17 protein-coding genes are annotated in these 18,114 nt (G+C 57.3%); 12 read left to right on the top strand and 5 right to left on the bottom strand.

The features are described 5' to 3' along the window. Window positions 1-806 (top strand): T9SS type A sorting domain-containing protein (locus J0X19_RS23380; RefSeq protein WP_206986842.1); only part of this gene is annotated, 806 nt, incomplete at its 5' end. A 122-nt stretch (window positions 807-928) separates the two neighbouring features. Here the strand turns inward: J0X19_RS23380 and J0X19_RS23375 are convergent. After that, window positions 929-1,780, bottom strand: coding sequence for a hypothetical protein (locus J0X19_RS23375; protein ID WP_206986841.1), 852 nt, complete (start codon window positions 1,778-1,780; stop codon window positions 929-931). A gap of 203 nt (window positions 1,781-1,983) precedes the next feature. On the opposite strand from J0X19_RS23375, the gene J0X19_RS23370 reads away from it, so the two are divergent. From J0X19_RS23370 to J0X19_RS23345, 6 genes are all read left to right on the top strand, one after another. Continuing rightward, the gene (locus J0X19_RS23370; protein WP_206986840.1) at window positions 1,984-2,559 is read left to right on the top strand and encodes a DUF4142 domain-containing protein; all 576 of its coding nucleotides are present in this window, start codon (window positions 1,984-1,986) and stop codon (window positions 2,557-2,559) included. Between the two features lie 71 nt (window positions 2,560-2,630). Next, window positions 2,631-2,873: a hypothetical protein gene (locus J0X19_RS23365; protein WP_206986839.1), complete on the top strand. Its 243-nt coding sequence runs from the start codon at window positions 2,631-2,633 to the stop codon at window positions 2,871-2,873. 54 nt (window positions 2,874-2,927) lie between these two features. Further along, window positions 2,928-3,584 carry a DUF4142 domain-containing protein gene (locus J0X19_RS23360; RefSeq protein WP_206986838.1) on the top strand — a complete coding sequence of 219 codons (657 nt, stop codon included), beginning with the start codon at window positions 2,928-2,930 and terminating at the stop codon, window positions 3,582-3,584. Between the two features lie 107 nt (window positions 3,585-3,691). Further along, window positions 3,692-4,294, top strand: coding sequence for a DUF4142 domain-containing protein (locus tag J0X19_RS23355; RefSeq protein WP_206986837.1), 603 nt, complete (start codon window positions 3,692-3,694; stop codon window positions 4,292-4,294). A gap of 87 nt (window positions 4,295-4,381) precedes the next feature. Then, the gene (locus tag J0X19_RS23350) at window positions 4,382-4,984 is read left to right on the top strand and encodes a DUF4142 domain-containing protein (RefSeq protein WP_206986836.1); all 603 of its coding nucleotides are present in this window, start codon (window positions 4,382-4,384) and stop codon (window positions 4,982-4,984) included. A gap of 106 nt (window positions 4,985-5,090) precedes the next feature. Continuing rightward, window positions 5,091-5,522 (top strand): hypothetical protein, encoded by a 432-nt coding sequence (locus J0X19_RS23345; RefSeq protein WP_206986835.1) that lies wholly within the window; start codon window positions 5,091-5,093, stop codon window positions 5,520-5,522. Between the two features lie 84 nt (window positions 5,523-5,606). Here J0X19_RS23345 and uvrA read toward each other — a convergent pair whose 3' ends face one another. Next, entirely contained in the window at window positions 5,607-8,609 is a 3,003-nt protein-coding gene (gene uvrA, locus J0X19_RS23340; protein WP_206986834.1) for an excinuclease ABC subunit UvrA, read from the bottom strand. Window positions 8,610-8,890: 281 nt separating this feature from the next. On the opposite strand from uvrA, the gene J0X19_RS23335 reads away from it, so the two are divergent. The 4 genes from J0X19_RS23335 to J0X19_RS23320 all read left to right on the top strand — a co-directional run bounded on the left by J0X19_RS23335 (window position 8,891) and on the right by J0X19_RS23320 (window position 13,140). Continuing rightward, window positions 8,891-9,604: a hypothetical protein gene (locus tag J0X19_RS23335; RefSeq protein ID WP_206986833.1), complete on the top strand. Its 714-nt coding sequence runs from the start codon at window positions 8,891-8,893 to the stop codon at window positions 9,602-9,604. Window positions 9,605-9,789: 185 nt separating this feature from the next. Beyond that, a complete protein-coding gene (locus J0X19_RS23330) occupies window positions 9,790-10,269 on the top strand; it encodes a hypothetical protein (RefSeq protein ID WP_206986832.1) in 480 nt (159 codons plus the stop codon). A 129-nt stretch (window positions 10,270-10,398) separates the two neighbouring features. Then, window positions 10,399-11,817: an MBOAT family O-acyltransferase gene (locus tag J0X19_RS23325; RefSeq protein ID WP_206986831.1), complete on the top strand. Its 1,419-nt coding sequence runs from the start codon at window positions 10,399-10,401 to the stop codon at window positions 11,815-11,817. Window positions 11,818-11,820: 3 nt separating this feature from the next. After that, window positions 11,821-13,140, top strand: coding sequence for an alginate O-acetyltransferase AlgX-related protein (locus J0X19_RS23320; RefSeq protein ID WP_206986830.1), 1,320 nt, complete (start codon window positions 11,821-11,823; stop codon window positions 13,138-13,140). Here J0X19_RS23320 and J0X19_RS23315 read toward each other — a convergent pair whose 3' ends face one another. Both J0X19_RS23315 and J0X19_RS23310 read right to left on the bottom strand, forming a co-directional pair. Continuing rightward, complete coding sequence (locus tag J0X19_RS23315; RefSeq protein WP_206986829.1) at window positions 13,141-14,787, bottom strand: FAD-dependent oxidoreductase; 1,647 nt, start codon at window positions 14,785-14,787, stop codon at window positions 13,141-13,143. 114 nt (window positions 14,788-14,901) lie between these two features. After that, complete coding sequence (locus tag J0X19_RS23310) at window positions 14,902-15,825, bottom strand: T9SS type A sorting domain-containing protein (protein WP_206986828.1); 924 nt, start codon at window positions 15,823-15,825, stop codon at window positions 14,902-14,904. Between the two features lie 103 nt (window positions 15,826-15,928). Here J0X19_RS23310 and J0X19_RS23305 point away from each other — a divergent pair, with 103 nt between their 5' ends. Then, a complete protein-coding gene (locus J0X19_RS23305) occupies window positions 15,929-16,180 on the top strand; it encodes a hypothetical protein (protein WP_206986827.1) in 252 nt (83 codons plus the stop codon). Between the two features lie 67 nt (window positions 16,181-16,247). On the opposite strand, the gene J0X19_RS23300 is transcribed toward J0X19_RS23305, so the two are convergent. Then, the gene (locus tag J0X19_RS23300) at window positions 16,248-17,840 is read right to left on the bottom strand and encodes a glycosyltransferase family 39 protein (protein ID WP_206986826.1); all 1,593 of its coding nucleotides are present in this window, start codon (window positions 17,838-17,840) and stop codon (window positions 16,248-16,250) included. Between the last annotated feature and the right edge of the window lie 274 nt (window positions 17,841-18,114).

The following is an 18,114-nucleotide window of genomic DNA, read 5'->3' as shown; positions in this document are numbered from 1 at the left end:
GCAGCCCGCTCAAGGCCATTGCCGTCGGCGGCCGCTCGGTGGAGCAGACCCAGGCCGACTGGATCCTGCGCTCGAGCTTGAGCTATGCGCGCTGGGGCATTGAGCGCGTGTTCCACTACCAGGCCTACGACGACAACCCGACCAGCAGCATCCAGTTCGGCTCGATGGGCCTGTTGAACAGCAACCGCACCCCGCGCCTGGCCGCGCAGTACCTGCGCCAGGTGCAGACCCTGCTCGGCCGCTACCGCTTCGAGCAGACCCTGAACGCCGACCCGCTCGTGGACCGCTACAGCCTCAACGGCCAAAACGCCTACATGCTTGTCATTCCCGACGAAACCGGCCGCACGGCGTCGTATTCGCTGAACTTAGGCACGGCTACCCAGGCTGATGTGTACCGCCCACAGGCAGGCAGTGCTATGAGCGTACAGCGGGTGAGCGTGCCAGCGGGTGGGTTGCTTTCCTTGCAGGTTTCTGAAACTCCCCTCTTCGTGATACCAGTAGCAGCGGGTGGTCCGTTGGCCACTACTTCTACCACCACCCAGAAAGCGGTTGAACTGGTGGCTTATCCGAACCCCTTCACCAACGAGAGCCAAGTGCAGTTCAAAGTAGCCGACAACGGCCAAGCTACGCTAGCAGTTTACGACCTGCAAGGCCGCCTGGTACGCAAGCTGTTCGCAGGCACCATGCAGGCCCAGCAACCCCGGACAGTGGTGTTCTCGGGTGCTGATTTACCGGCCGGCTTGTACACGCTCCGCCTCACTACTGACACGCAAGTGGTACACCAGCGAGTGGTGCTGACCAAGTAAAGCGCAGTATATCCTCTAAACACCAAACGGCTCTGCCTCCTTTGTGAGAGTAGAGCCGTTTTGGCGTTTGGGCAGCAACGGAATTCCATTACTTAAATACCCGAATAGCAACCAGTTACGTGCTAGCGTCCGAGGCGAATAGTGCGGCTGCGGCCGTTTACGGTAACGGATGCCATGTTGTCGCAGGCCTGGGTATTGGTGGGGTCGTAGTTAAGGAGTAGCGTGTTGTTGCCATTGCTGATGCTGACGGTGCCAGCGGTGAAGAACCGGGCGCAGCCGGGCGTAAACACCTTGAGCAGGGGCTGCTGAATGGTAGCCGTGTACGCGGTGCCGCGCCGATTGGTACCGGTAGCTGAGCCGGTTACGGAATACTGGTCGTCGAGGAGGGTGCGGGTGCTTTGGCCAGCAATGCGGGTGTAGGTGCGCTGAGAGGTCCAGGAGTGGGTGCCGTTGGTGGTTACAATGCTGGCGTTCTGAACGCTGAGCGTATAGGAACCGTCGCCGGCATTGGTGATGATGCGGGTGCCGGTGTGCTGGTTGTCGTTGCGGAAGTAGTTGACCAGGGTGATGGTTACGGAGGAACCCGGCAATTTGGGGCGGCCATTAAACACCGCCCCAATCTGGCCACGGTGCGTCACACCATTTAAACCAGTGCAATTTGTGGTACCGAAATCCAGCGTGAGTGTGCGGGTGTTTGGGTCGTAGGTGCGCGTGGCACAGGCCGGCAGCATACGGGCCAGGTCGGCGGGCTCGGCAACGGCGCCATTTGCCACGGCTATATCAGCTGGCGTGGCCGCTTCCACGAAGTCGTTGAGGCTGGCGTTTTCATCGTCGGCCATGCCCGAATCCTCGGCGGAAACAAGGTTTTCGGGTTCTGCTTGTTCTTTGTTGGTGTTGCAGGCAGCAGTGCCGAGCAGTAGCAGGCTACTGGCTAGCGCGGCGAATCGAACGGAGCGGAAAAGTGGGGTTTGCATACGAAAGAGGGAGTTAGTAAAAGAAAAGAAAGAGAGTTGTTGCGCGTAGCGGTTTCACTGGCTTGGAGCTGAACCAGCAAACATAGTTTAATACAACTATAAACTTTTTTTAAAGTTGGAGGCGTACTTCCATCCCAACCGCTACTCTAACCTACCGTATAGGTGTACACACACTTTTCTCGCTTTCATTCTCTTCTGAAATCATGCGCGCCTCCCAACTCACTGCTCTGCTTGTTTTGCCTCTGTTCACTGCTTGCTCGGGAGGTGAAAGCAACAAGGACCCGGTAGCGGAAGCGAAGTTTCAGAATGAAAAGCGCATCGGCAACGAAGACATCACGGCAAAACAGGAGCGCGACGCCGAATTTATGGTAACGGCCGCCAACCGTGGGTTGTTTGACTTAGAAATCAGCCAGATAGCCAAACGCAAAGCCACCTCCCCCGACGTGAAGTACGTGGCCGAAGCTGTAGCCAGCCAGCATGGGCCGATGCAAGCAGAGCTGAAATCGTTGGCCGAGAAAAAGAGCATTGTGCTACCCGCCAGCCTGGGCGGCGACCAAGCCAAACTGGTAGGTGAGCTAACGGCGCTAAATGGCACCGCCTTCGACCGGAAGTATCTCGAACTGCTGGAGGAAACGCACAAGAAAGGCGTCGATGAATTCGACGATATGAGCGAAGACGCCTACGATGGCGACATCCGAGCCCTTGCTGCCAAGTACCTGCCCACCCTGAAAAGCCACCGGGAGGCCGCCGACCAAGCCGCCGATAAACTGCCCAAGTAACGTACGGTTTTCAGTGGCAAAACTCTGCTACATCTCATTCTTACATTCATTTCACTACATCCAACACTCCTATGAAAATGCGCTTTCTCTCCCTGCTGGCCCTGGCCGCTGTTCTTTCTTTTTCTAGCTGCGGCGACTCCGCCAAACGCACCGACGGCACTGCTGGCGAAGCGGTAAGTGATATTGATAAGGCTGCAGCCGAAGGCGGCGTAGAAGCTGATGCCACGGTTATTGATAATGATGCGGGACCAACAGTAACGGCTGATGCCGATTCGGCTACGGCAACCGACTCAACCGGCGGAGCTCGGCCATAACCAAAGTATTCTATAGGTAGTAAGTTGTTTATCCATCACTCCACAACAACTCCTATGAAACGCATTCTTTTTAGTGCTGCCTGTGTAAGCTTACTTTCATTAGGCGCCTGCAACAGTTCCGACACCACTTCTACTGCGGCCGATACGGCTGATACGGCCGTGGGCAGCGCGCCCACCGACAACAACGCTGGCGCAATGGACTCTACCGCGGGTGGCAGCATGACCGACACTGCCGCTGCTGGCACTGGTGCCATGGCCGACCCGAACGGCCCCACCGCTCCGCATACCGACGACCCAACCTTTATGAAGTCGGCGGCCCATAGCGACCAAAACGAAATTCAGTTGAGCAAGCTTGTATTGGAGAAAGGGGCTACGGGTATGGCCAAAACCCACGCCGACATGATGATTACCGACCACACCAAGTCGACGGCGGACTTGAAGGCTATTGCCGCCAAGAAAAACGTAACGTTGCCCACCGACATGGACGCCGAGCACAAAGCCATTGCCGAGCAGATGCGCAAGCTCTCCGGTAAGGAGCTGGAAAAGAAGTTCATGGAGCAAATGGTAACCGACCACCAGAAGACGCTTAACACCATGGCCGCTCACAAAGCCATGACCCAAGATGCCGATTTGCAGGGCTTCATCACGAAAACCGCCCCGGTAGTCGAGAAGCACCTCACCATGTCGAAAGAGCATAACGGCATGATGTAAGCTGGCTACTGGCCACACGTATTCGAGAGTCTGTCTTCGTTTGAGGGCAGACTCTTCGGCTTTACACCTGTTTGTTTCTTCCTTTTTTCTTCAGATTTTTTTCAGCTATGAATCGTACTTCCCTTTACATCAGCTGCTGTGCGATAGTGCTAGCAGTTGCGTCCTGCACTTCCAACAACGACTCGGTGAAGCAGGCGCAGGAACAGAACGAAACCAAAAATGATGCGGCTACCGCCAACACCGAAACCGGCGAGTTGCAGCAAGACAAAAACGATTTCGACGCCGAGTTTATGGCCAAGGCGGCCAGCGGCGGCATGTTGGAAGTGGAGCTTGGCAAAGCGGTGGCCGCCAAAGCTACCAGCGCGGAAGCCAAGCAATTCGCCAACGACATGGTGAAGGACCACACCACGGCAAACGCGGAACTGAAGGCCATTGCCGCTAAAAAGAACATCACGCTGCCCACTGCTCTCGGCGACGACCACCAGAAAGTGTACCGCGACGTAACCGAGGAAGCCGGGGTAAAAATGGACCAGGAGTACCTGAAGGAAATGGTGAAAGACCACGAAGAAGACGTGAAGGAATTCACGGAAGCTTCGGTAAAAGCCTCCGACGCCGAAATCAAGGCCTTCGCCACCAAGCAGGTACCCATCCTGAAGCACCACCTCGAAATGGCGCAGAATATGAGTGCGGCCTTAGCCAACCGCAAGTAGCCGCTGGAACTACTTGCTTGTTGTTGAGTATAAGGCTTAGCTGGCCCCCACTGGTGCCCGCTTTATCTTCTTGCCTCGATACAACCAATGAAAAAGCAGTTGCAACAAGTTGCGGGCCTACTACTGTTTGCCGCTACACTGGGTATTGCCGCCCCAACACAAGCCCAGAGCCCAACCAGAAAGGCCGAAAAACCCAATAAGAAGCGCGCCAAAGCGCTGGCAGCCGGCTCCGCCTACACCAAAGACCAGCTGAAATACGATTCGGAGTTTGCCGTAGCCGCCGCCAGTGCCAACATGCTGGAAGTGTCGTTGGGTAAGCTGGCGCAGCAGAAAGCCATTGTGCAGGAAGTGAAGGACTGGGGCAAAACCATGGAGCAGGAGCACGACGCCGCTGAGCAGAAGCTGGAAGCCATTACTGTGAAGAACAGCATGGCGCTGCCCACCATGATGAGCACCGAAGACCGCGCCATCTACGACGACATCGACGACCGAAAGTATTTGGGCTTCGACAAGAAATACCTGCGCGACCTGAAAGAACTGCACGAGCGCACCGTAAAGCGCTACGCTGAGGCCGCCACCAAGCTTGCCAACCCCGAACTATTGGCTTACGTGACGGAGATGCTCCCCAAACTCCGCGCCCACGAAAGCCAGACAGCCATTCTGTTCGAGCGCGCTAATGCACTGAAATAGAACTTCTTGCTGACACCATAATAAAAAAGCAGCCTGCCGTAAGTCAGGCTGCTTTTTTATGCTGGCAGCGTATGGTGCCGTAAGATAGTATGCCTAGCTTGTGGGCATGAAAAAACTGTACTATACCCTATTTTTTGTGGGCTTTACCAACGTGGCGGCGCATGCGCAATTCAACGTAGCCTATCATCAATCCAACCTGCCCTTCGTGGCGGCCTCCTACGATTTTGGCCGTTTCCACCCTGACTTTCGGGTGAACGTGGATGCGTTTACGTCCGACCTAAGCCCGGAGCTTACGCTGAATTACAAGTTCGTGAACAAGGAAGACTACTACGTGTACGCCGGCATTGGCGGGCGCACCAACGCCCTGGCAGGCGGTGTGGTGCCGGTAGGCGCGGTGGTATTCCCGTTTGCGAAAAAACGGCTGGGCTTTCATTCTGAGTTAGCGGTTATCGGCATCGGCGAAAACGGCACGGTGCTGCGTGGAAGCTGGGGTATCAAGTTCCGCTTCGGCCGCTCCGAAGAAGGGCCGGGGCTATAGTAACTACTTGCCTGTGTAATCAAAAACGCCTACCCTCAAGCATGAGAGTAGGCGTTTTATTTTATCGGTTATCAGCAGATACTGCTATGCTTCCGCGTATTTGCTGGTGCGCAGTTCCTCGGCCAGAAAACGGCTGGTGTGGCCCTTGCCCGACTTGGCCACCTGCTCGGGGGTGCCCTGCGCCACAATAGTACCGCCGCCCGCACCGCCTTCCGGCCCGATGTCGATGACGTGGTCGGCCACTTTAATCAGGTCGAGATTGTGCTCGATGATGAGGACGGTGTTGCCTTTGTCGGCCAGCTTTTGGAGTACGTCGGCCAGGTGGTTGATATCCTCGAAGTGTAGGCCGGTGGTCGGCTCGTCGAGGATGTAGAACGTTTTGCCGGTGTCCTTCTTGCTGAGTTCCGTGGCCAGCTTCACTCGTTGCGCTTCGCCACCCGATAAGGTGGTGGCTTGCTGGCCCAACGTGAGGTAACCAAGGCCTACTTCGTTCAGGGTCTGAATCTTGCGCAGGATGCGCGGCTGAAACTCGAAGAAGTCCACAGCCTTTTCCACGGTCATATCCAGCACGTCGGTGATGGACTTGCCTTTGAAGCGCACTTCCAGCGTTTCGCGGTTGTAGCGGCGGCCTTTGCAAGTTTCGCAGGGCACGTGCACGTCGGGCAGGAAGTTCATTTCGATGGTGCGGATACCAGCTCCCTCGCAGGTTTCGCAGCGCCCGCCTTTCACGTTGAACGAGAAACGGCCCGGCCCATACCCCCGAATCTTGGCTTCCGGCAACGACGAAAACAGCTGCCGAATTTCGGTGAACACGCCGGTATAGGTAGCCGGATTCGAGCGGGGCGTGCGGCCAATCGGCGACTGGTCTACCTCAATCACCTTGTCAATCAGCTCCAAACCCTCGATGCTACCGTATTGCAGCGGCTCGCGCTTAGCGTTGAAGAAGTGCTGGTTGAGGATGGGGTACAGCGTGTCGTGGATGAGCGACGACTTGCCCGAACCCGACACACCCGTTACGGCAATCAGCTTGCCCAGCGGAAACTTGGCCGTTACGTTCTTCAGGTTGTGGCCTTTGGCACCTTTCAGCACCAGTTCTTTGCCTTCACCGGTGCGCTTTTTCTTGCGCAGCTCGATGTGCTTCTGCCCGCTGAGGTACTGCGAGGTCAGGCTACCGGAGTTGAAAATCTCCTGCGGCGTACCCGACGCCACAATGTGCCCGCCGTGAATACCCGCACCGGGGCCAATATCCAGCACGTAGTCGGCGTGCAGAATCATGTCTTTGTCGTGCTCCACCACAATCACCGAGTTACCGATGTCGCGCAGGTGTTGCAAGGCCTTGATTAGCCGCTCGTTGTCGCGCTGGTGCAAGCCGATGCTGGGCTCATCCATGATGTAGAGCACGCCTACCAGCTGGGTACCAATCTGGGTGGCGAGGCGAATCCGCTGGCTTTCCCCCCCTGACAGCGTGCGCACGGAACGGTGCAGGTTAAGGTAGTCGAGGCCCACTTCCAGCAAAAAGCCGATGCGCTTACGAATTTCCTTGAGCAGTTCCCGCGCAATCAGGTTCTGCCGGTCGGTCAGGCGCGTTTCCAGGCCTTCAAACCAGGTAGCCAGCTCGTTCAAGTCCATCACCGACAACTCGCCGATGTGCTTGTCGTCCATCTTGAAGTGCAGGCTCTCCTTTTTGAGACGGTAGCCGTGGCACTCGGGGCACTCCTTGGCCTGCGTGTACTGCTGAATCCACTCCCGGATGTTCTCGGAGTCCGACTCCATCTGCCGACGCAGAAACGGAATAATGCCCTCGAACGGCTCGGCGTAGTTGGCCTTTTTGGGGTCGGCGTCCTCGTCCTCGGGTACGCCGTAGAGCAGCCGCTCGATTAAGTCGGCAGGGAGCTTTTCCAGCGAAGTGCTGAGGCTGAGCTTGTGCTTTTTGAGGATGACACTGAGTTGCTGGAAAATCCAAATGTCGCGGTACTCGCCCAGCGGCGCAATACCGCCCCGGCTGATACTCAGCTTCTTATCCGGCATTACCGATTCTTCGGTAATCTCCTGCACCTCGCCCAAGCCATTGCACACCGGGCACGCACCGTACGGCGAGTTGAAACTGAACGTGTTCGGGGCTGGGTCGTCGTAGGCAATGCCGGTGACGGGGTCCATGAGGAAGCGCGAGAAGAACTGGGTTTGCTTGTCCACTTTCTTTTCGTCGGGGTCGAGCACTAGCATAGTGCCTTTGCCGTGGGTCAGCGCGTTCTGCACCGAGCCCGACAGCCGGAACCGGTCTTCCTCCTTCACCACCAGCCGGTCAATCACAATTTCGATGTCGTGAATCTTGTAGCGGTCCACTTGCATCTTGGCCGTGATGTCGAGCAGTTCGCCATCCACCCGCACTTTGGTGAAGCCGAGCTTGGCAATCTGCTGAAACAGCTCGCGGTAGTGCCCTTTGCGGCCTTTCACTACGGGCGCCAGCACCACCAGCTTCTTGCCATCAAACTGTTGCAGGATGTAGTTGATAATCTGGTCGTCGCTCTGCCGGATCATCTTGACGCCGGTAGCGTAGCTAAACGCCTCGGCGGTGCGGGCGTAGAGCAGGCGCAGGAAGTCGTAGATTTCGGTGATGGTGCCTACCGTGGAGCGCGGGTTGCGCGAGGTGGTTTTCTGCTCGATGCTGATTACCGGCGACAGGCCTTCAATCTTGTCCACATCGGGCCGCTCCAGGCCACCCATGAAGCTGCGGGCATACGCCGAAAATGTCTCCATGTAGCGGCGCTGGCCCTCGGCGTAAATCGTGTCGAAAGCCAACGACGACTTGCCCGAGCCGGAGATGCCCGTGAATACCACCAGCCGCCCGCGCGGAATCTGGATAGAAACGTTTTTGAGATTGTGCTCCCGCGCCCCGTACACCTCAATGAACGGCGCTTCGGTATCGGCGGCGTGGCCGTTGAGCTGGCCCTGCACCAGCGTTGGCAGCGTAACAGATGGTAAAGAAACCGAGGCTACCTCAGGGGCCGCAGCCACTTTCGGAGCCTTGGGTGCTTTAGGTGCTTTGGGAGAAGTAGCAGCGGGAGCAGCAGTTGATTTTTTGGCCATGCACTAGCGAAGCGAATAAGTCTGCAAAGGTACGCAATACGCGCCCCAATGGCTACCCCGAATAGCTTATTTGCCAAGCATTTTGGCCAACTTACTTGGGGCAGTCCGCCCAAAAACTGGCGCGGACAGACAGCCTGTAACAACACAAGCGCCCTAAACGTCCCAGTGGATTGGAAGTTCTGTTACGAGGCCACGAGTTCGACGCATTTTCCAACTCAGAATCAGATAAATGGCGCTGTTCTTGCGTTATAGGTTTCATTGTTCATTTCTCTTTTTCAACCATGAAACTGACACTTAGATTGAGCTTGCTACTGATGCTGGGCTTGCTGCTGCAACGCGGCGTAGCGCAGGCCCAGGTGCGGGTCAACGTGAATGTGGGGCCGCCTGCCTGGGGCCCGGCCGTAGGCCCTGGCGCGCAGTATTACTACATCCCGGAAATTGACGGCTATTACGACCTCTACACGCAGCAATACGTGTACCTCGACCCCTATGGCTACTGGGTAAGCACCCCATATTTGCCCACCTACTACGCCAGCTACGACCCGCGCTTCTTCCACCCCATCGTTATCAACTATGTGGGGCGGCAGCCGTGGGGCTACATTCACGACCATCGGGTGTATTGCGGCCAGCGCGGCTGGCAGCCGGGCTACTACCGCGGCAACCGGGGCTATGGCTACAACCGAGGCGGCTATGGCGGCCACAACTCCGGCTATGGCTACCGCACCCCGCAGCCTAACTACCGCCCCGCCCCTGGCAGCTACGGCAACAACCCCTATACCAACCGGGGTTACGCCCGCTCCAACGACTACGACCGGAACAACCGCGGCAACTACCGCCCCGATAGCCGGTACAACGGCTCCGACAATCGTGGCTACCAGCTCACTACGCGCGACTATCAGCCCGGTCCCGGCCGCAACGACCGAGGCCCGCAAGGTGGTCGTGAAATACAAAACGGCGGTTCCGATGGAGGTAGGGAACGGGGCCGCGGCCGGTAAACCATAGTATGCTTCTCATAAAAAAGCGGCTCTACGTAGAGCCGCTTTTTTATGATTAAAATCAGCGTATTTGCACATCGTCAGGTTGGCAGTTTGCGTAGGAAGCAGAACAGTACAAGCAGTCTGGCCTCTTTCTTGCAACTACCAGCTGTATCCGTCTGAACTCTCTCAACCACTCCCCATCCATGAACCTATTTCCCAAGCTCACTTTCGCCTTTCTGCTGACTGGTATGTCATTGGCCGCTGAGGCTCAGGTCAATATCAACATTACGCCGCCTTCGTGGGGGCCGGCCGTACCAGCGGGCAAGCAATACTACTACATTCCGGAGGCCAGCAGCTACTATGACTTGGGCGCGCAGCGCTACATCGTGCAGCAAAACGGCAAATGGGTGCGCACTGCCAACCTAACGGGGTACTCAACATCTTCTTTCCACCCCGTAGTTATCGATTACGTAGGCGCCCAGCCTTGGTCACAGTACAGCCGCCACCGCACGTTGTACCCAGTTAGCCTGCCGCCCGGCCAGGTGAAGCGCCTGCAAAACGGCAAGGGCCTGCCGCCGGGCCAGGCCAAAAAGCTAGGAGCCGTGCAGCCGGGTGGCGTGTACGTGGTAGAAGGCAAGAACAAAGGCAACAAGGGCCATGGCAAAGGCCACGGCAAGCACTAGCTCGCTTCCCTCTGTACCTGCCATTAGCATAAGCCGGACTCTCTTCTGAGAGTCCGGCTTTTTTTGCCGCTCAACAACTGGTAATCCTGTATTTTCGGGCAGACATGAGGTCCGTTTGCTCTGCACTATATGGTATTTAGTAGTACGCTGTTTCTGTTTTATTTTCTGCCGGCTTTCCTGCTGCTCTACTTCCTGACCCCCACCCGGCTCAAGAACACGGTGGCCCTGATAGCCAGTATCGGCTTCTACGCCTGGGGCGGCCTCAACTTCCTGGCTTTGTTCGTGGCCTCGGTGGTGGTCAACTTCATCCTGATCCGCTTCATGGACAAGGCCGAGGGCTGGCAAAAGCGCATCTACCTCACGATGAGCATAGTCATTAACGTGGCCATGCTTTTCTACTTCAAGTATGCCAACTTCTTTCTGGAGAATATTGGGGCGGTACAAACGGCGCTGGGCGGCTCAGCCCTGACCTGGGAGCGGGTGGTGCTGCCCATTGGCATTTCCTTTTTCACCTTCGAAAAGCTGACTTACACCATCGACGTGTACCGGGGCGTGAACAAGCCGTTGCGCAGCTTCTGGGACTTCATGCTCTACATCATGCTGTTTCCGAAGATGATTGCCGGCCCCATCGTGCGCTTCCACGAAATAGCCGGCCAACTCACTGACCGCCGCGCTTTTGATACGGTGGACCAGAAGCTGGCGGGCTTGTTTCGGTTTGGTGTAGGATTGGGCAAGAAAGTGCTCATTGCCAACGTACTGGGCCTAGAAGCTGATAAGATATTCGCTATGAACCCAGCCGACGTATCGGCACCGCTGGCGTGGCTGGGGGCGGTGGCCTACACGTTTCAGATTTACTTCGACTTCTCGGGCTACTCCGACATGGCCATTGGGCTGGGCCGGCTGATGGGCTTCCAGTTTCCTGAAAATTTCAACAACCCCTACGTCTCACGCTCTATCACCGAGTTCTGGCAGCGCTGGCACATCACGCTGGGCCGCTGGATGCGCGACTACCTCTACATCCCGCTTGGGGGCAACCGGGTAAGCACTGGTCGGCTCTACGCCAACCTCTGGACCGTGTTCATCCTCTCCGGATTCTGGCACGGCGCCGCCTGGAACTTCATTGCCTGGGGTGCCTTTCACGGCCTGTTTCTGATTCTGGACCGGCTGTTTCTACTGCGCATCGCCAAGCGGCTGGGTGTGCTCAGTATCATCCCCACATTCATTGTTACTGTGGTTGGCTGGGTACTGTTCCGCGCCGAAAGCCTCGCCGGGGCGCTGGCCTACCTCAAGCGAATGGCAAGTGGCGGCCTGGGGCAGCTGCCCTATTTCAACAACGAGTTCTGGGTTACTTTGGCATCGGCCGCCCTGTTTTCCTTCATGGCGGCGCTGCCCCGAGTGGAGCGTTGGGAAGTGGGCCTGCTGTTCGGTGAAAAACTCAGCTTACCGAGGGCGGCGGGCCTCACATTGGCCGCCGCAGTACTGCTTATCCTGAGCGCGGGAGCCATTATTGGTAGCTCGTTCAATCCGTTTATCTATTTCCGGTTTTAGCACGTGACACTCCTTTCCAACATACTGAAGCGGTTGTTTCTGGCAGTGCTGCTGGTTGTTCTCCTGTTGCCAGCTGTCCAGACGCGGTTTCCCATCTTCAAGATGGGTACGCTCGGGGGATATTCTGAACAAGCTCCACACCCCGACTTTAGCTGGTCTGGCATATTCGATAATAGCTACCAACCCGCACTGGAAAAATATGTAGAAGACCGGATTGGTTTCCGTGAGGTGCTTATCCGGCTACGCAACCAACTGGCTTATTCGGTTTTTGGAGTAGCCAAGGCTAATGCAGTATTAGTCGGTAAAAACGAAGTGCTACTTGATGAAGTAGCTATTCGGTCTTACCTGGGCCAGGATTTCAAGGGCGACACCGTTATTCAGACTAATGTGCGTCGATTCAAGTCGGTGCAAGACACCTTAGCGCGCCGCGGAATTTTTCTGGCCTATGTTGTCGCACCGGACAAGGCTAATTTTTATCCTGAGTATTATCCGTCCTACTTCCACACACTGCCTCGTGCCGAATCCAACTACACGGCTTACGTGCGGCAAATGAAGAATACGGGCGTCAATGTGCTTGATTTAGCTCAGGCATTCCGGCAATGGAAAGACACGGCTTCTTACCCGCTATTCCCGCGCGGCGGTATTCATTGGAGCGGCTACGGTGTTACGCTGGCCGCCGACTCGCTGTTCCGCTATATCGAGCAACACACCCACCTCGATTTACCAGATTTTGCCGCAACCAGCCGAGTGATTACCACTGAGCCCCGCGACACAGATAACGATATAGCCAAATCCCTGAACCTGCTTAAGGAGCCGGCGGCGTTTGAAATGGCTTACCCAACCGTTGAATTTAGCCCGCCCAAGCCCAACCAGCAGAAGCCCAACGTTCTGATAGTTGGCGACAGTTATGTGTACAGTTTGATTGGCTTCTATCCCTACATCCAGAATCTACTCAGTGATAAAACGCAGTTCTGGTACTACAACCACCAAGTTCAGCTAGGGGCCCGAGACGATATGTCGCCGAACAAAGATGTGTTTCAGTTGAACCGCAAAGCTGAAATACTAAATCAAAAAATAGTTCTCGTTCTGTTCGCACAGCACAGCTTGGGCAACTTCGACAGAGGATTTAGTGCCGATGCCTTCAAGTCATTTAACCCCTACACGGCTATAGACGAAAAGCGCGTTCAGGCGATAGAGGACAAGCTAAGGAAGTCTCCCGCCATACAGGATTCCCTCTGGAAGCAAGCGCATAACACTGGCCAGGACTATAACTATTTGTTCTACAACATGGCTGCCGCGCAGTACGATTTGACCAGATACTGATTAGGTCCCGACTGGGTGTGCCTGCTCCAGCAGCCGTGCCCAGTTCTGCTTGCGCCGGGCGGCCGTGGGGGTGGGCATCTGGCCCAAGGCCATGAGGGCTTCGATGCAGATCATGTCCTGGTCGCGGTTCATGGCGGCGGCGGCTACCAGGCGGTTTTGGTGGGCGTAGAGGGCCATAAAATCCTGGCGGCGCACGTCGCCGTGGAAGATAATTTCGTCCCAGGTTTCGGCATGGCCCACGTAGCGCAGGCTTTTGCCGTACTGCTGAGTCCAGAAGAACGGCACGGCGCTGAACGGCTGCTGCTGGCCCAGCATGTTACGGGCAGCGCAGGCCCCGTGCTGCTGCGCCACCCGCCAGTGCTCGATGCGGTGTTGGCCCAGGCCGGCGGCTAGCGGGAAGCGGGCAATATCACCGGCGGCGTATACGTGCTCGGCGGCTTGCAAGTGGGCGTCTACCCGCAGGCCGCCGTCTTTTTCCAGGGCAAAGGTGTGTTGCAGGAAGTCGGTGGCGGGCTTTACGCCTACTCCCAGCACTACCACATTGGCGGGCAGGCGCTGGCCCGATTGCAGCCGCACAGCTGTTACTGTTCCATTCTCGCCTTCCAGCTCAGCCACAACGGCTTCCGGTCTGAACCGCACGCCGTTGCGCTTGTGCAGGTTACGAAACATAGCCCCGATTTTTGGCCCTAGCACTCGCTCGAACGGTTCTTTTTCCTGCGCTATTACCGTCACCCGTCGGCCATCGGCTACCAGGCTGGCGGCGGCTTCCATGCCAATAAAACCCGCCCCGATGATTACCACGTGCGCGGCCTCACTAGCAGCTTGCCGAATGGCCTCGGCATCGGTGGGGTTGCGTAGCGGCAGCACACCGGCTAGCTGGTGGCCCGGCAAGGCCGCCAGCAGATTGGGGACGCCGCCGGGAGCCAGCAGCAACTTGTCGTAGCGCAACGGGACCCGGCCACTCACGTGCAGTTCCTTAGTGGGCAGGTTGAGGCCGATGGCGCGAGTGTCAGTCAGCAACTCGATGCGGTGCTGCTTGTAAAAGCTAGTGTCGCGCAGCGGCAGGGCCTGCTTTTCGGCCTTGCCGGCCAGGTAGGCTTTGCTAAGCTTGGTCCGGTCGTAGGGCGGTTCAGGTTCGGTGGTCAGCATCACAATTCGGCCGCCGAAACCCTCTTGACGCAGCGTTTGGGCGGCAAACTGGCTGGCGGCTCCGGCCCCTACCAGCACAAACGTGCGGGCATCGGGGGCGGCGGCGTTGGCCGCGGGCGTTTCGCCACCCACCAACGCCGTAGGAGTAGCATCGGGGCTGGCCGTGGAAGCTGGTGGATTCTTTGGGACCTGCACCCACACCCGGCCATCGGCCACGCGCACCGGAAACGAGGGCAGGGCATCCAAGGACGGCGGCTCGCACAGGGCACCATCCGTCACGCGGAAACAGGCATGGTGCCACGGACATACCAGCTTGTCACCGACCAGCTTACCTTTTTCCAGCGGCGCCCCGTAGTGCGGACAATGAGCGGCCAGCGCGTGGTACTGCCCTTGTTGGCGCAGCAGCAACACCTCTGTGTCGTGGGCTTTATAGATGCGCATTTCGCCGTCCTGCAAGGCAGTGGCGGGAGCCAGGTTGGTTTCAGTTAGTTCAGACACAGCAGTTGCGAAAAGACGTTCTTTCTGCAAAACGCGGTTCCCCCGGCTGAGGTTGGCTTCGAGCGCAAAGTGCCGCGTACCAGTGGTGGGTACGCGGCACTTTGCGCTCAGGCGCTACTCGTGCACCACCCGAAAGGTTTGCTGCCACTTTTCGTTTCTTACCGTCAGGAAATAGATTCCGGGTACCAGGTGGGCCGGGGTCTGCAAGGTGCGGACGGCGCCGAGCGAGGTGCGCCGCTGCTGCAAGGTGCGGCCCAGCGCATCGGTAAGTATCGTTTCCAGAGCTTGCCCTTGGCTATTCGCGCCCACCGCCAGCTGTAGCTCGCCGGCAAACGGGTTGGGGGCCACCTGCACCCACCCGGCCGGGGCCTGCTGGTGCGTGGCGCTGACTACGGCCAGCTGCAATTGCACGTTGGGCCGGTTGGCGGCCCACCGCACAGTAGGAATGAGGGCACTATTCACCTGCGTAGCATGTGCGCCGCCCGTGGCCGAAACGGCAGTGTACTGCCACGTAATATCCGCCGTTGGGGTGCTGTTCCGAAACCAGTCTACCAGCACTTCTATATTGTCGGTGCCGTTCCAGGCAAAGGGGGCCGAGAAAACAAAGTCTTTCCAGCCCGTGCCGGCAGGCAAGCTGAGCGCGGAGTTGGTGTACACTGGAGTTGCGCCTACCACCTCCGTGGCCCACACCACTGGATTGGCCGACAGGGCCGTGGCCGTGGTACGCTTCAGGTAGATGCTTAGCTGGGCATCGTTGGCCGGGTACTCACCCGCTCCGCCTTTAAACCAGGCAATCCGCGTAAAGGAGCCCGCCTGTGCCCCGGCGGCCAGCAGCTCCGCCGCTGAGTAAATTGAGACGGTGCGCGCGTACTTGTTGGTGGTAGTGCTGGTACTAAGCAGCGCGTTGGTGGAAGCCGCGCTGGTACCAGCACCAACAGTTACGGTGATAAGCGACTGAGCTTGCGCGGCAGCGGCAAACCCCAGCAGTGTTAGGCCAAGCACTGCGCGGGAGCAGAAAGTGAGTAGCGTATTCATCATGGAAAGGAATTTGGTAGTGATGGATAGTGTAAGATAACCCTCTGCTCTCACACTCGTTGATATTGTACAAGTACTTCTGTCCAACTTGAAAATTCCCCGCTCCATGCCTGCTCCAACCTACCAACCCATCAGCTGCAGCTTCTACGACGAGCTGGAAGCCCGCGCCACCACCGGTCAGCCGTGCACGCTCACCTACCGCACCGAGCCCGACACGCCGCCCAGCACCTACACCGGCACCATCCAAGACCTTTATATCAAAGACAAAGTGGAATACCTGCGCCTGGCCGATGGATTTGAGCTACGCCTGGATGCGCTAGTGGCCGTAGACGATAAGGAGTTGCGCAATTACTGCTAGGCGAGTGGGTGGTGACAAGAAACCAACCCACAATCAATCTTACGACCAACTACCTACTACTTACCCCTCAGTATAGCTCCATCAAACTCACGTGGGCATCACTCATCGTGTTGCTGTTGCCATCAGCGGGGTTGAAGCCCTCCAGCCGTTTGCCGATGCTCATCAGATGCTGCCGGAAACGCTGCACCCCGTCGTTGTGCTGGTAGTACCAGGCCGGGTCCCCCACGTAGTTGCCGACTGGTGTATCGGTATTGCTCCAGATAACCCACACACGTTTGGTGTTAGGCAGGGCGTGCAGCTCGGCATCCATTCGGGCGAAATACTCGGGAAAGTTGCCGACGGCGTGCCGGTAGTCGTTGCCCTGCACGGCAGTGAACCGGAGCGGCGTGATGGTGCGGTACAGGTTGTAGGCGGGCTTCTCGTTCCAATGAATGTACACCGCGTCGCCGGGGCGGTAGTTGGCGTTGATGTACTGGATGGCCTCGCGGTGGTAGGACTTCTTGAACTCGCCGAATAAGTACGGAGTAACTACCTGGGCCACTGAGTTTTTAAGCGGCCCGAACACCAGCAGCAAGGCCAGCGCGTAGCCAGCTTGCGTTAGTAGGCTGCGTTTAGCAACCAGATAGTCGCAGCCGCCGGCCAGCAGCAGTATTACCAGCGGCGCCAGATACACCGTCAGGCGGTCGATGAACGGATACGCTTTCAGCGCAGAAGCCGCCACCGCCAATAGCAACACCGCCGCCAGTAGTAACAGGTACTGTTTGCTGTGCTTGTAGAAATACAGTACGCCCGCGCCAATCAATACCACCGGCACCAACGACATTCGCTGAAGCACTTGCTCACTGGCTTTCAGCATGCTGTTGTTGGACCAGCTCAAGCCCAATGGGTAGTGAAAAAACAGGAACACCCGCTGCCCCAGCCACACCACTGCTTCCCTGGCCGAAGTGAGTGGCAAATAGCTGTTGCACTTGTAGAAGAAATAAACCAGCCAGCCACTCCCGGCGCTTTGCCTGCCAAACAGCCAGTACACTACCCCGAAGCTCACCGCTCCCATCCCCGCCGGAACCAGTAAGCGCAGCAGCACGGGCCATTGCTTGCTATGTAGGTACGCGGCCCCAACTGCCACCGCCAGTCCCGCCAGCACAAACACCGACGAATAGGCAAACCACACCAGCACGCTGCTCCATATTCCCCACCGCAGCATAGCTCGCAGGTTGTTCTGGCCTTTGTAGCGCACATACAGCCACATAATCAGTATCGTCACGAACAGCTCGGGGCCGTACGGCTTGGCTTCCACCGCGTGGTACACTAGTGGCGGCGCAAACGCCAGCAACGCCAGCGCTACTGTGGTGCCCAGCGGCCTGAGGAAATAGCGGGCCACCGGCACAAACAAAAACAGCGCCGCCACGCCGGTAACCAGTGAGTATAGCCGTAGGGCCTGCTCGTTCTTACCGAACAGCACTACAAACGAGTGAGCTATCAGCAGATAGCCGGGCGGGGCGCTTTGCAAGTGCGGCAGTGGCTTCGTGAGCAGTTCCCGCAAGCTCATTTCCACGATGCCGGTTGAGAGGTACACTTCATCTTCCCACAACGAGCGGTTATAGAAGAAGTGAAACAGCCGGAACAGAACACCCAGGGAAATAATGGCAAGTACCGCCACCCGGTAAGAGCTGAGGGATTTTCCCGTGGCAACTACCGCAGGCCTATAACCAGGCTGAGCACGCATAACAGTACCAGATTAGACGGTGAATGATAACAGCCAACTGCTTTCCTGGCAGCTGCTGCTACAAAGGCATCGGTAATCATGGGAATTCTGTATTAGCCGTTTCCGGGCACAGGAAAAGCAGCCGCGGCTTTCAACTAATACAGGATATTCGGGCGGAACTCAGGGCAGGTTTTGGCGGGGTAAAGCAGGCGTGCATACGCCACTTTCA

The sequence above is a fragment of the Hymenobacter telluris genome, assembly GCF_017313265.1.
GTDB lineage: Bacteria > Bacteroidota > Bacteroidia > Cytophagales > Hymenobacteraceae > Hymenobacter > Hymenobacter telluris.
This window is presented reverse-complemented; position numbering and strand designations above follow the sequence as displayed.